This is a genomic window from Hyphomonas sp. KY3, from assembly GCF_017309975.1.
GTDB lineage: Bacteria > Pseudomonadota > Alphaproteobacteria > Caulobacterales > Hyphomonadaceae > Hyphomonas.
The window spans coordinates 855,679-869,147 of sequence record NZ_CP022271.1; the positions used below are offsets into that span (position 1 = coordinate 855,679).

11 protein-coding genes are annotated in these 13,469 nt (G+C 60.8%); 8 read left to right on the forward strand and 3 right to left on the reverse strand.

The window, feature by feature from the left end; genetic code table 11:
* The first annotated feature begins 10 nt into the window (after positions 1 to 10).
* Positions 11 to 1,381: an MFS transporter gene (locus CFA77_RS04400; protein ID WP_206992423.1), complete on the forward strand. Its 1,371-nt coding sequence runs from the start codon at positions 11 to 13 to the stop codon at positions 1,379 to 1,381.
* Here CFA77_RS04400 and CFA77_RS04405 read toward each other — a convergent pair.
* Complete coding sequence (locus CFA77_RS04405; RefSeq protein ID WP_206992424.1) at positions 1,378 to 1,989, reverse strand: DUF924 family protein; 612 nt, start codon at positions 1,987 to 1,989, stop codon at positions 1,378 to 1,380. The two genes, CFA77_RS04400 and CFA77_RS04405, sit on opposite strands and share 4 nt — an antisense overlap.
* Positions 1,986 to 2,762, reverse strand: coding sequence for a bifunctional 2-polyprenyl-6-hydroxyphenol methylase/3-demethylubiquinol 3-O-methyltransferase UbiG (gene ubiG, locus CFA77_RS04410; protein ID WP_206992425.1), 777 nt, complete (start codon positions 2,760 to 2,762; stop codon positions 1,986 to 1,988). The genes CFA77_RS04405 and ubiG overlap by 4 nt, the downstream gene beginning before the upstream one ends.
* Positions 2,763 to 2,855: 93 nt before the next feature.
* Here ubiG and CFA77_RS04415 point away from each other — a divergent pair, with 93 nt between their 5' ends.
* The 6 genes from CFA77_RS04415 to CFA77_RS04440 all read left to right on the forward strand — a co-directional run bounded on the left by CFA77_RS04415 (position 2,856) and on the right by CFA77_RS04440 (position 11,187).
* Positions 2,856 to 4,103: an aspartate kinase gene (locus CFA77_RS04415; RefSeq protein ID WP_206992426.1), complete on the forward strand. Its 1,248-nt coding sequence runs from the start codon at positions 2,856 to 2,858 to the stop codon at positions 4,101 to 4,103.
* A 26-nt stretch (positions 4,104 to 4,129) separates the two neighbouring features.
* Positions 4,130 to 6,394: a phosphoenolpyruvate--protein phosphotransferase gene (gene ptsP, locus CFA77_RS04420; protein WP_206992427.1), complete on the forward strand. Its 2,265-nt coding sequence runs from the start codon at positions 4,130 to 4,132 to the stop codon at positions 6,392 to 6,394.
* Positions 6,395 to 6,486: 92 nt separating this feature from the next.
* Positions 6,487 to 7,440: a helix-turn-helix domain-containing protein gene (locus tag CFA77_RS04425; protein ID WP_206992428.1), complete on the forward strand. Its 954-nt coding sequence runs from the start codon at positions 6,487 to 6,489 to the stop codon at positions 7,438 to 7,440.
* 65 nt (positions 7,441 to 7,505) lie between these two features.
* Positions 7,506 to 8,639: a flavodoxin-dependent (E)-4-hydroxy-3-methylbut-2-enyl-diphosphate synthase gene (gene ispG, locus CFA77_RS04430; RefSeq protein WP_206992429.1), complete on the forward strand. Its 1,134-nt coding sequence runs from the start codon at positions 7,506 to 7,508 to the stop codon at positions 8,637 to 8,639.
* A 99-nt stretch (positions 8,640 to 8,738) separates the two neighbouring features.
* Positions 8,739 to 10,385, forward strand: a complete 1,647-nt coding sequence (locus CFA77_RS04435; protein WP_206992430.1) for a DUF389 domain-containing protein — start codon at positions 8,739 to 8,741, stop codon at positions 10,383 to 10,385.
* A 193-nt stretch (positions 10,386 to 10,578) separates the two neighbouring features.
* Entirely contained in the window at positions 10,579 to 11,187 is a 609-nt protein-coding gene (locus CFA77_RS04440; RefSeq protein ID WP_206992431.1) for a trimeric intracellular cation channel family protein, read from the forward strand.
* On the opposite strand, the gene CFA77_RS04445 is transcribed toward CFA77_RS04440, so the two are convergent.
* Positions 11,156 to 12,364 (reverse strand): acyltransferase family protein, encoded by a 1,209-nt coding sequence (locus tag CFA77_RS04445; RefSeq protein WP_206992432.1) that lies wholly within the window; start codon positions 12,362 to 12,364, stop codon positions 11,156 to 11,158. The two genes, CFA77_RS04440 and CFA77_RS04445, sit on opposite strands and share 32 nt — an antisense overlap.
* A 181-nt stretch (positions 12,365 to 12,545) precedes the next feature.
* Here CFA77_RS04445 and CFA77_RS04450 point away from each other — a divergent pair, with 181 nt between their 5' ends.
* The gene (locus CFA77_RS04450) at positions 12,546 to 13,400 is read left to right on the forward strand and encodes a LytTR family DNA-binding domain-containing protein (protein ID WP_206992433.1); all 855 of its coding nucleotides are present in this window, start codon (positions 12,546 to 12,548) and stop codon (positions 13,398 to 13,400) included.
* The last annotated feature ends 69 nt before the right edge of the window (positions 13,401 to 13,469 follow it).

Genomic DNA, 13,469 nt, shown 5'->3' on the forward strand with positions numbered 1-13,469 from the left:
GGCTGCGCACATGACTGACGCAAGTGGCCCGCGCCTGTCCCTACCGAGAGTACTCGCCTTTTCCTCACTCAGCGTCCCGCTGGCGGGGGTGGGGTTGCCGTTGGCCGTGTATCTTGCACCGCTTTATGCGAACGAGGTGGGGCTGGGGCTGGAGCTGACAGGATTCCTGTTCATGGTGCTCCGCTTCTGGGACATCCTGACCGACCCGGTGATGGGCTTCGTGGTTGACCGATACCGTAGCCCGTGGGGCCGTGTGCGCCATTGGATCGTACTGAGCGTGCCGATACTGGGGCTGGCGACCTATTTCATCTACATGCCGGAACGGGGGGCAGGGCCGGCCTACTTCGTGGTCTGGATGATCCTGTTCTATGTCGGGTTCACCCTGTTGCAGACGGCGCGATCGGCCTGGGTTCCGGCCATTGCAACAGATTATGACGACCGGTCGCGTTTCTTTACCTGGGCGGAGGTGCTCAGCATCGTCTCCATGCTGGCCCTGCTGGCCGTCCCTGCGATCCTCGCTGCAGCTGGTGTCGAAGTGGACCGGTTCGGGCAAGTCGAGGTCATGGGCTGGGCGCTGCTTATCTCCCTGCCGATCGTGGCCTTCCTCGCCTGCACCTTCGTGCCGGACAGGCCTATGCGCGGCGACAAGGGCGAAGCAGCCAAGTTTGATCTGAAAGCCATGATCGCGGCGCTCAGGAACAGGTTTCTCGGCGTCGTCCTGTCCATGGAGCTGCTGGTCGGGACGGCCGTGGCCATTACGGCGTCAAACTATCTGTTCGTGGCAGAATACGTCTTTGGCTTGTCGGATTCCATGTCCAGCGTCGTGCTGATGATCTTCTTTTCTACGGCTGTTGCAGCGTTGCCCTTCTGGCTCAAATTCTCGGCGCGGACAGAGAAGAACACCGCTTTTCTGTGTGCGGTGATCATGGGGATGTCGAGCTATGTGATCTACTATCTTGCCGGACGTCTCGGCGGAGGTTTCTGGGCGCTTCTGATCGGCGCGCTGGTCAATGGTGCCGCCTTCAGCGCCCCGGTTGTTATCGCGCGCTCCATGGCGGCCGATGTGGTGGAGTATCAGGCAGCGAAAACCGGGGAAAACCGCGCCGGGATCTACTATTCCCTCCTGACAAGTGCCTACAAGATCGGCAGCAGCCTGGCGTTCGGTGTTGGCTATTTCGTGCTGGGACGGGTGGCCGGGTTCCGGCCGGGTGCGGAGAACTCCCCCGAAGCCCTGCATGGCCTCCTTCTGGTATTCTGTGTGTTGCCGGTGATCCTGTACGGCCTCGCGGCGCTTGTCGCATCACGCTACACGCTGACCCGGGCCATGCAGCGGGATATCAGCAAGAGCCTGGATCCGCGCGGGCCGGAAATGCTGGACTAGAAGCCGCCGCCTTCTGCCAGCCACTCGGCTTCTTCCGCGGTTGTCTCACGCCCAAACGCCTTGTTCCGGTGCGGGAACCGACCAAAATCCTGGATCACCTTCAAGTGCTGGTGGGCATAATCCAGCGTGCTTTTCGCGAAATCCTTGAACTCCGGACGCGCATCCGCGACCAGTTCTTCGAACATTTCGACGCAATGTTTCTGGTCTTCCAGGGATTCCGAATGTTCCAGTGGCAGGCAGAGAAAAACGCGCTCTGTTTCGCTGAGGGATTTGTGCTCATTCAGCGCGAGGCCGTCCTTGCACATACGAAGGGCAAGCGAGTCCTGATGGAATGCGCGCGCATCCCCCCGGAACAGGTTGCGGCTGAACTGGTCAAGCACAATGATTGCGGCCAACCGTCCGCGCGGGCCCTCGGCCGCCCAATCATCGGCGAAGGGCATGTGCGAAGCATCGTCCAGCAGGCCCAGGAACCGATCCCGAATTTCGGCATCGGTCTCGTCCGATTTGCCGAACCAGAGCTTGTGCTTTTCCTTCAGGTTTTCGGCAGAATGGCGCGTATCGCCGATCCAGTAGGCCAGCACATCTTCGGGGGTGGGTATTTTCGTCATTCGGCAGGTCTCCGGGCCACGATCATGTAGTTCACCTTGGTATCGCCGGAGAGCTTCCAGCTGTCGGCCAGCGGATTGTAGGAGACGCCGATGGCCGGTTCGGTGACGAGGCCTGCGGCTGTGAGTCCGGCATCGGCCTCGTCCGGCGTCACGAATTTCGACCAGTCATGTGTGCCGCGCGGCAACCAGCCCAGCACGTACTCGGCACCGATCACGGCGGTCGCCAGCGCCTTGGCGGTGCGATTCAGTGTGGCGACAATCATCAGGCCGCCCGGCTTCACGAGACCGCCCGTATCTTTCAGGAACTGGTGCGGGTCAGCGACATGTTCGACAACTTCCAGATTGAGCACGATGTCGAACAGGGGCTCTCCGCTTTCAATCAGGCCTTCGGCTGTGCCTGCGCGATAGTCGATGTCGAGGCCTTGTTCGCTGGCATGCGTCATCGCTGTCTTGATGTTGGCCTCCGAGGCATCCACGCCGGTGACCGACGCGCCCAGCCGTTTCATTGGCTCGCAGACGAGCCCGCCGCCGCACCCGATATCGAGCAGTCTCAGGCCGTCCAGCGGGCGTTTGGCTTCCGGTGCAATCCCAAAATGCTTCTCGGCTTGGTCACGGATGAAGCGCAAGCGCACAGGGTTGAATTTGTGAAGCGGCCGAAACTTGCCGCGGGGATTCCACCAATCTGCAGCCATCGCTGAGAACTTGGCAACTTCGTCCGGATCGATGCTGGGTGTGGCAGGCGCGTGGTCTGCCGTGTCTTTTGCTACTGTCATAGTTCAAGAAACCTGTTTGATCCGGGCGTGAACACCCACTATGAGGGCGAATATAGTGGGATATCCCAAGAAAACGACAGGATATGGGGCGAAATGGCGCGCACGGTTCTGAAATTTGGCGGCACATCCGTAGCTGACCTTGATCGCATTGCGAATGTGGCGGACATCGTCGCCGCACGTGCGGAAAAAGGCGAGCGCATGGCGGTGGTTGTGTCCGCAATGTCGGGCGAGACCAACAAGCTGGTGGGCTATGCCGAAGGCGCAGCGGGCGATGCCCTTCCGCGCGAGCAGTTTGATGATGAGTATGATGTGGTCGTGGCCTCGGGTGAGCAGGTGACGGCAGGTCTTCTCGCATTGGCGTTGCGCCGGCGGGGCCTGAAGGCGCGGAGCTGGCTCGGATGGCAATTGCGGCTGAAGACAAACAAGAGCCATGGCCGCGCGCGGATCATGGGCTTTGATGATTCCACGCTGCCGGACGCGATTGATGCCGGCGAGATTGCCGTCATCGCTGGATTCCAGGGTGTGACCGACGATGACCGTGTGGCCACGCTTGGCCGGGGCGGTTCGGATACCAGCGCCGTGGCGGTTGCCGCCGCGCTTGAGGCAAGTGTGTGCGACATCTACACAGATGTGGACGGCGTCTACACCACCGATCCCCGGATTGTGCCCAAGGCGCAGCGGATCGAGAAAATCTCGTTTGAGGAGATGCTGGAACTGGCATCCCTCGGCGCCAAGGTTCTGCAGACCCGGTCTGTCGAGATGGCGATGAATCACAATGTGCCCGTAAGGGTTCTGTCCAGTTTCCTGAAGCCGGGCGAGCCGAACCCCGGAACCATTGTCTGCTCAGAGGAAGAAATCGTGGAAAAACAGGTTGTCAGCGGCGTTGCCTATTCCCGGGATGAAGCCAAGGTCACGCTCTATGGAGTACCGGACAAGCCGGGTATCTCTGCCAAGATCTTCTCGGCCCTCGCCCGCGCCGGGGTGAATGTGGACATGATCGTCCAGGCGCAGGCGCGCGGGCCGGAACAGGCCAACATGGTATTCACCTGCACCGACCGGGACAGCCCCATTGCACGCGACACACTTGAGAGCATGCATGAGGAAATTGGCTATGAGCGCCTCGAAGTTGTGCGCGACGTGTCGAAAATTTCCATCGTTGGTGTTGGCATGCGTAGCCATACCGGCGTCGCAGAGACAATGTTCAAGGCTTTGTACGAGAAGGGCATCAATATTGACGTGATCTCTACTTCGGAGATCAAGATTTCAGTACTGATTGGAGATGCCTATACTGAGTTGGCCGTTCGGGCCCTCCATACGGCATTCGGCCTTGACGCTGCCTGATAGAGGCTGCGACATACGGGCTGACCATGCCTTATAATCTGCCCGCGACGCGCTTGCTGATGAACCGGCTCCGCCAGGTTATGGCGGAGGAAGGCGAAACACGGTCTCGGCTCGACAAGGTCGTCCGCCTGATTGCCTCCACCATGGTGGCAGATGTCTGCTCCATCTATCTCAGACTGCAGGGCGGCGCGCTGCTCCTCATCGCGACGGAAGGTCTCAAGGCCGATGCTGTCGCGGCCACACGCCTCAGCGTGAATGAGGGACTTGTCGGTCTGGTTGCACGCCGCGCCGAGCCGATGGCCATTCAGGACGCGCCGCGCCACCCCTCATTCTCCTACCGGCCGGAGACCGGGGAAGACCCGTTCCACGCCTTTCTCGGTGTCCCGATCCTGCGCGGCGGACGTGTCATTGGTGTCCTTACGGTTCAGAACCGGACCGAGCGGGCCTATGATGATGAGGAAATCGACAACCTCCAGACAATCGCCATGGTGCTGGCCGAGATTGTCGATCGGATTGATCCCGATGCGCTGAACAATGGCGGTAATGAGAAGCGAGAGCGCAACACGGCATCCTTGACAGGACGCGTGTTTTGCGAAGGCCTCGGTTATGGGCGCGCTGTGTTGCACGATCCGGTCGTGCCGGCCGCGAAATTCTTTGCGGCGGATCAGGTGACAGAAAGCAAGCGCCTATCCGAAGGCATGGCGGAGCTGAAGGCCTCTATCGACCGCATGATGGCATTGGATGGCGCCGCGCTGGGCGAAGACCCGCGCGATGTGATGGAAACCTATCGTCTGCTGGCACATGATCCGTCCTGGGCCGAAAAGCTGCAGGAAGGCGTGAAGTCCGGGCTTTCCGCTGAGGCGTCGGTTGACCGGGCGCGGCGCGAACACCGCGCACGTCTGCAAAGTGCGCGCGACCCTTATTTGCGCGAGCGGCTGCACGACCTCGAAGATCTCGACAACCGGCTGCTACGCATTCTCGGCGGGGAAGAGGGCAAGCCCCAGATCAGCGAGGAGCGCAGCGTGCTTGTCGCGCGGCGGCTTGGACCGGCAGAACTGCTGGAATACTCCAACACCGGCCTCAGGGCGATCCTGATGGAGGAGGCAGCCGCCTCGTCTCATGCGGCCATCGTTGCACGCGCCCTTGGTATCCCGACACTGGGTGGCATTGCCGGCCTGACCACACGCATCGACCAGGGCGATTGGGTCATCGTCGATGCCGAGGATGGCACGCTTCATATTCGCCCGGATGACTCCCTGTACGATGCGTACAAAGGGCGGGTTTCGCTGCGTTCAGAACGTCAGGCAGGCTATGAAGCGCTGAAGGATCTGCCAGCCCGCACGACCGATGGCACGGAAGTCTCGTTGATGCTGAATGCGGGGCTCGACCTCGACATGGACATGATGAAACAGGCAGGCGCTGACGGCGTAGGCCTGTTCCGCACTGAATTTCAGTTCCTCGTCTCGGAATCTCTGCCCAAGCTGAATGACCAGATCGACCTCTACAAGCGCGTTCTGGACAAGGCCGATGGCAAGCCGGTCATCTTCCGCACCGTGGATCTGGGCGGCGATAAAGTGTTGCCCGCGCTGAACTTGCAACGGGAAGAAAACCCCGCGCTGGGCTGGCGGTCGATCCGGTTCGCGCTGGACCATAAGGGCCTGTTCCGACGCCAATTGCGCGCGCTCGTCCGCGCCGCTGGAGAGCGACCGCTGACCGTCATGTTTCCGATGGTGACGGTGGCGTCCGAATTCGAGGAAGCGCGAGATCTGTTGCTGACAGAAGTTGAATGGTCGGCAAAGCGCACAGGCCGCCGACCGTCACGCGTGGAAGTCGGCGTGATGCTGGAGACGCCAGCCTTGGCGTATGGTTTGCCGGAACTTGCCGGCAAGGCGGAATTCCTGTCGGTCGGGACGAATGACCTGATGCAATTTTTCTTCGCGGCTGACCGGATGACGCCGCATGTATCGGATCGCTACGATCTGGTGTCACCCAGCGCTTTGCGATTCCTGAAAGAGGTCTCGGACGCCTGTAAAACTCATGGCATACGCATGTCCGCGTGCGGGGAAGCGACGGGATCAACCCTGTCTGCGCTTTGCTTCGTGGCACTGGGATTTACCACATTGTCGATGTCGGCGGGCTCTATTGGACCGGTCAAGCAAATGATAAGGTCATTCGACTTGCAGGCATTCAGGCCCGACTTTTTGGCGGCTCTGGACGCCCCGAAGCAGGATTTCCGTAACCAAGTATTAGCCTTGGCAGCCGATCATGGGATTGAGCTGTCTGATGGTTAATATGGACTGGCCCATATAATAACCACATTCATGGACCAGAAATTGCGCTGCAGGGAGGGGACCCCCTCGCTGTATCGAAGAGCTGGAAGAATATGGCACACGACGACCTGACCCCTGAGCACGACCGTGATGATGCGAGCCCTGCGGCATCGCAGGACACGTCTGCGAGCGTGTCGGAATCTGAGTCGAATGAGACGGAAATGACCCCGCGCGAACGCGCCATGGAGATTTTCCAGGCACGCGAGTTTGATGGCGAGACGTTGCGTATGGGCCAGGTCCTGCGCCGTGTGCGGGAGGCTCTGGGCCTCGAAATCGCAGACGTTTCCCGCGCAACATTGATGCGCAAAGACTATCTGATGTGGATTGAGCGCATGGAAGTCGGCGAACTTCCACGTGGCGGCTATTTGACCGCGATCCTCAATACTTACGCCAAGTATCTCCAGCTGCCGGAAAAGGACGTAATCCGGATTTACAGTCAGGAATGCGGCGCTGTCGAAGAAGTGCACAGCGACGCCCCGGTCCCCAAGATTGGCCAGATCGCACCGGAAAAGGCCAAATGGCCACTCGCGGTTGCTGCGGCCGCGGTCTTGGTTGCGCTGGGCGCAGGCGCGCTCGGCGTGTCGCAATTGGTGCGCCCGAATGTCGAACTTTCCGCCGAACCTGGTGTCGTCTCCGTAAATGGTGCGCGTGACAGCCTGTTCGCGGAATCCACGAAATCCGATCGCCCTGTCCCCAGGAATTTGCCGCTGGAACTGGTGGCGGTGAAGCAGGGCTGGATGGAAGTTCGCGGCGCTGATGGCACGATTTTCCGCAGCCGCGTAATGGCTGCCGGGGAAAGCTATTTTCCGCGCCTTCAGGCCGGCTGGACCGTGTCTGCCCGCAATGGCGGCGCCTTTGAATGGCGTGTCGGTGATGTCACGATCGGCCCTCTGGGCCCTGAAGGCGCCCAGGTGTTTTCGGCGAGCATTGATGACCAGATTGGTCGTGCCACCGACGCGGCGGCCCCAGCCATGGCTGCCAATGGTGGCAACAAGGCGACCCGCTAGGCTTGCCATGAGCCGCCGGACCCGCCATGTGATCCGGGACACTCACCGGACAGGACCCCGCGCCCATGTCGCATAATCCAATCCGTCCCTGGCGCAATATCGAGCGCCGGAAATCCCGCCAGATCCGCGTTGGCAACGTGCTTGTGGGCGGCGATGCCCCGATTGCCGTGCAGACCATGACGAACACGCCGACCGAGGATGTCGCCGCCACGCTCGCGCAGATCGAGCGCGCCGCAGAAGCGGGCGTGGACATTGTGCGTGTCTCTTGTCCAACGGAAGACTCCACAGCCGCGATGCCGGAAATTTGCCGGGCGAGTCCCGTGCCAATCGTTGCGGACATCCATTTTCACTACAAGCGCGGTATCGAAGCCGCCGACGCTGGCGCGGCTTGCCTGCGGATCAATCCCGGCAATATCGGGTCTGAAGCCCGGGTGAGGGAAGTCGTGGCAGCGGCGCGCGCCAATGGGTGCTCCATCCGGATCGGCGTCAATGGCGGCTCGCTGGAGCGCCACCTGCTGGAAAAATATGGTGAGCCTTGCCCGGATGCGATGGTCGAGTCCGCGCTGGACCATGCCCGTATCCTCGATGATCTCGGCTTCCACGACTATAAGATTTCGGTAAAGGCCTCGGACATGTTCCTGACCGTGGCGGCCTACCAGCAACTGGCCGAGGCAACTGACGCGCCGCTACATTTGGGCATCACTGAAGCTGGCGGTCTGCGCACAGGTACCGTGAAATCCTCTATCGGTATGGGCGCTTTGCTCTGGGCGGGCATTGGCGACACAATCCGTGTCTCGCTTTCCGCCGATCCGGTGGAAGAGGTGAAGGTCGGCTTCGAGATGCTGAAGTCGCTCGGTCTGCGGACACGCGGCGTGAACATCGTGGCGTGTCCCAGCTGTGCGCGGCAGGGTTTTGACGTCATCAAGACCGTCGAACTGCTCGAACAGCGCCTTGCGCATATTTCCGAGCCGATCAGCCTGTCGATTATCGGCTGTGTCGTGAACGGACCGGGCGAGGCGGCCCTGACCGATCTGGGCTTTACCGGTGGCGGCAAGGAAAGCGGCAAGATGTTCGTCTCCGGCCGCGCCGACCATAATGTCTCGAATGCCGAAATGGTCGATCACATTGTCGGTCTCGTGGAGCAGAAAGCCGAATCCCTGCGCCGCGAGCGCGAGGCGGCCGAGGTGGCAGCGGAGTAGGCGGTCACTGCATTTCGGCATTGTTTCCTAACCCTGTTTTCATGTCTCAACGCATAGAAGAACCCGCCCTGCGTTGCAGGGCGTCGAGGAGTATGTGTGATGCCGGATAGTTTTTCAGGGACCGAGACGGTCAGGAAGCCCAGTGTTTTCCATAGAGAACTGCGCCGTATTCGGGCATTCCAGCACCTGATTTCCCGCCAGGTAGACCATGAAGATGTGGTCGCGCATGTCCGTGATGATGGACAATTGTCAGGTCGCTATATCTTCATGATTGTCATGTCCTGCGCGATTGCGACCCTGGGCCTGCTATTGTCATCCCCGGCCGTAATCATCGGCGCCATGCTGATCTCGCCGCTGATGGGGCCGATCATGCTGTTTGGCTTTTCACTCAGCGAACTGAAACTTTCCTTCCTGCGAAAGTCTGCGGTGTCCCTGGTCGTGGGTGTGCTCAGCGCGCTCCTGATTTCTATACTCATTGTGAAGCTTTCGCCGCTGACAGATCCGACCCCGGAAATTGTGGCCCGGACCCGGCCGAATTTCTTTGACCTTCTGGTTGCTGTCTTTTCCGGCTTGGCTGGCGGCTATGCCGTGATCCACAGGAAAGGGGAGACGATTGTTGGTGTGGCGATCGCGACGGCTCTTATGCCGCCACTGGCGGTAACAGGCTACGGCATTGCTGTCGGCTCGCTCGCTGTGGCCGGCGGAGCTTTCTTCCTGTTCATGACCAATCTTCTTGCAATAGCCTTGTCCGTGACCGTCCTGTCCCGGATTTACGGGTTTGGTGACGAGGAAGCGGGCGGCAAGCGCGGCTATTGGCGATCGGCACTCGTCGTCGGCGTGTTCGCGGCCCTCTCGATTCCACTCGGCCTGGCTCTGCGCGACATTGCTTATGAGGCCCGGGCCACGGTGACCGTGCGGGACACGATCCTGTCTCCTTTTGCGGATGAACGGGCCCGGTTGGCAGACCTGGTCGTGACATTTCCGCGCGAGGCGCCGGTCGAAGTGGTTGCCACGGTCCGTGCACGGGAGCGTGTGGAAAATGCCGAGGCCGCGATCAGGGACCTCCTGCAAGAGCGGCTTGGTCGTCCGATCAGTGTCAGCCTGTACCAAGTCATGATCGACGAAGACAAGGCGCTGGAGCGGACTGAATTGCTGCAACTGGCGGATGCGTCGATTGCCGCACCGCTCCGGGCGCAGATGGCCCGACTGGAATCGGTGGCGCTGGTTCGCGAGCGTGAAGCCGAAATGCGCCAGGCCGCGCCATTTGCCGTTTCAGCAGCAGATGTAAATGCCGACGAGCGCAAGGCCATCTTCTTCGCCGAACCGGAAGCCGGCTTCACCATTGCCACCTATCGCGCGCTGGAGCAGGGCCTGGCCCGGCAATATGGTGACTGGTCAGTCCGTATCGTTCCTCCGGTGGGCGAACTTCCGCGGATCTCCTTCAGGGAGGGCGGCGTGGAGTTGGAAGACGGCGCGCTGCAAACGGTCGAGGATTGTGTGTGGGCCCTACAGCGATGGGGCGCCACGGACATTGCGGTTGTGGGCTATGCTTCGACGGCCGGGGAGTTGCAGCGCTTCAACAACCAGGCGCTTGCCTACCAGCGCGCCCAGGCGGTGGCCAACATGCTGGCGGAGCGGGGGTTTGTGGCCCGCGTCACGGGTGAGTATCGCGTAGTCAACCAGCGCCAGGATGAGCGCCAGCAAGGCTATCAGCGCTTCCAGACGGTTCAGATCCGGCCTGAATAGCTCTGTGTACGGCCAAGGACGTGGCCTCTTCAAGCTTGCGCATACACGGGCGAAGGGAAGCCTTCACCCGGGGCGGTGATTGCGCCTGTTGGGAGCGCAACGGGGCTTATGATGGCCCGCGGTCTGATGGCGACTCCCACCATCATGTCATCGCGGCCATTGATCCGGCGGCCAAAGCCGACTTAATCGCTTAATGACCCCTGACCTTCTTCTCCTGTTTGCCGATCGGATCGGCGTGTTCGTCTTTGCGATCTCTGGCGGCATTGTCGCCGTGCGCAAGCAAATGGACATGTTCGGCGTCATTGTGCTGGCCTTCCTGCCAGCGATTGGCGGCGGCACACTGCGCGACCTGATCCTGTCCCAACCAGTCTTCTGGCTGGAGGACACGCAGACCCTCGGGCTTGCGGTCGCAGGGGGCTTTACCGCGTTCTTCTTTCATCGCTGGCTGGAGAATTTCCGGCCCCTGCGCTGGGCCGATGCGTTCGGCATGGCGCTGTTCGCGGTGACCGGCGCGGCGAAGGCCATGTCGCTCGGTTTTGGCTGGCCGGTCGTGCTGATCATGGGCACGATGACGGCAAGTGCAGGCGGCTTGCTCCGTGATGTAGTCGCCAATGAAGAGCCGCTGCTGCTCAAGAAGGATATTTACGCAACAGCCGCCCTGATGGGGTCGCTCGTCTATTTCCTGCTCAAGTTGAGCGCCGTCGAGGAGACCTTTGCCTTTGGAGGCGGCCTCCTCGCAGCCTTCATGATCCGCGCGCTGGCGATCATTTTCAAACTGTCGCTGCCGCGCTCGCCTTTCTAGAGACGGGCGACGCGCTGGCGGGCTTCAGCCCGAATAGCGGCCGCAGAAAGCGGACGCGGCGGATGACCAATTCGTGCAACAGGGCACATCCGGCAAATGTGCCACCGATGACAAGCGGCGCTTCGATCCCGACAGGCAGTTCCTGCCGGGTCAGCCAGTAGCCGAGCATGACGGTCAGCGTCTGGTGCAGGATGTACCAGGGGAAGATCGCCTCGGTCATGTAGGTCAGCGCGCGGCTGGGCCGGTTGAGGTAGCGTTCGGCGAGGCCGAGCAGGGCTGCGATGGTGATCCAGGCATAGGCGAGGCGCGCAATGCGGGCTGGCCAGATGATCCAGTCCCAGTCTCCGCCCTCGCTGAGCATTTCCCAGTTTTCCCAGAGGACAGACAGGCCTGCGCCGAGACCGACCATCAGACCGACCGCAAAGGGCAAGACGCGGCGGATTGCGCTCCAGAAATGGACGTCCTTGGCCAGCAGGAAACCAATCATCAGCATGGTCAGGCTGTGAGCGTGATTGGCCCAGTCCCAGGTGAGGTCGTGGGTAGTTTTGAAATAGGGATCGAGGGTAATGCGGTAGAGTATGTGGGGCAGTACGGGCAGGACAAGCGCCGCGGCTGGCCCCCATTTTCCGCCGAACAGACGCTTTGTAATCTGCGCACCTGTGCCGCCCATGAAGCGTGCGATCCGACCCGCAAATGGCGCCAGCATCAGCGTGTAGACCAGCAGGTACACAATGTACCAGAGATGGTTCCAGGTGGGGGTTGTGATCGAAAAATCCGACCCGAAATCAAGGTATTGAGGCCAGAAGGCTAAGAAACTACCTGAAAACTCCCCGGATTCGACCAGCTGCAGCCAGCTTTGCGGCGCGACCACGACCGCCATACCGAACAGGATGGGCAGGCCCAGACGTACGACGCGTTCCCGGGCCAGTTTCGAGCCGCCCAGCTTGTCGGCTGCAAAGCGTAGCGCCACACCGGAGATGAAGAAAAGCAGCGCGAGGCGCCACGGGTTCAGCAACATCATGGCCCATTCGGCCTCAGGGCCTGCATGCACGCTTTTCACGTGCCAGCCCCAAGTCACGTAGAACATGCCGGAATGGTAGAGAATGAGCAGGCCAAACGCGATAATGCGCAGCCAGTCTAGATCGTATCGGCGCGGGAAGGCGGGAGCGTTGGGCATGGGTTTCTCCTGTGGATTTGACGCCAGCCTGTTGGGGACACGGGTCCAAGTCAGCTCGGATGGGGCGATCGGTGTGTCGGGGGGATGAAAGGCCTCTGCCAGGGGTGTGCGGCGGTACCTGGGGACGAAATCCTGAGATTTCTGTTCCAGCTCCAGCCCGGCTTGTGGCAGGAAGCGGGTCATGGAACCTCGCAAGCTGCATCCCGAGATCGAAGCTGACCGTCGCGCAGACCGGAAGACGTGGATCTATTTCGGATGCTTCTTGTTCGCGTCATTTCTCGTGGAGTCCTTGTCAGATCAGCATTTGCTGAATCGGGTTGGGGATCCGTACCCAAACCTGCCATGGCTGAGCCAGGCGACGTCGCATGGCGTGATCCTGGCATTGACGCCCTTTATCACTTTCATGCTCAGCCGGTTCCCACTCTCGGCGGGGCAGTGGCGCACCAATCTGCTGGTGCATGCAGCGGCGACAATACTGTTCTCGGTCGTACATATCCTGGCCATGGTGGCCCTGAGGAAACTGCTCACGCCGATTGTGTTCGGCATTCCGTATGATTTCGGGCTCTCGAATGTTTCGGTCTGGCTCTACGAATACCGCAAGGATGTGCTGAGCTATTCGCTGATCGCTGCGATCTTCTGGATGAACCGACTGGTCGAGCAACGCGCACTTGATTCCCGGGTGGCGCAAAGCGACGCAACTGATTTGCATCGGCTGACGCTGAAATCCGGTGGGCGTTCCTATTTCGTGAATGCCCCGGATGTGATCTGGGCCAAGGCGGCGGGCAATTACGTCGAAGTTGTCACCAAGGGCAAATCCTATCTGGCGCGCCTGACGCTGACAGAGCTGTCACGTCTGTTGGATGCCGCTGGCGGACGGCATGTGCGGGTGCACCGCTCACACATCGTCAACCTGGACCATGTGCAGGCAATTGAGCCTACCGGCGAAGGGGATGTGACCCTGCGGCTGGACACGGGCGACGAGGTACCGGGCTCGCGGCGGTATCGCGCCCAGTTCGAGCCGGAACGGGCGGCCTGACCACTTTTCCGTGAGGGGGTAGGCGGCTGGATAAATGCCGCTAGGGTGCCGGAACATTTTTCTCGGAGA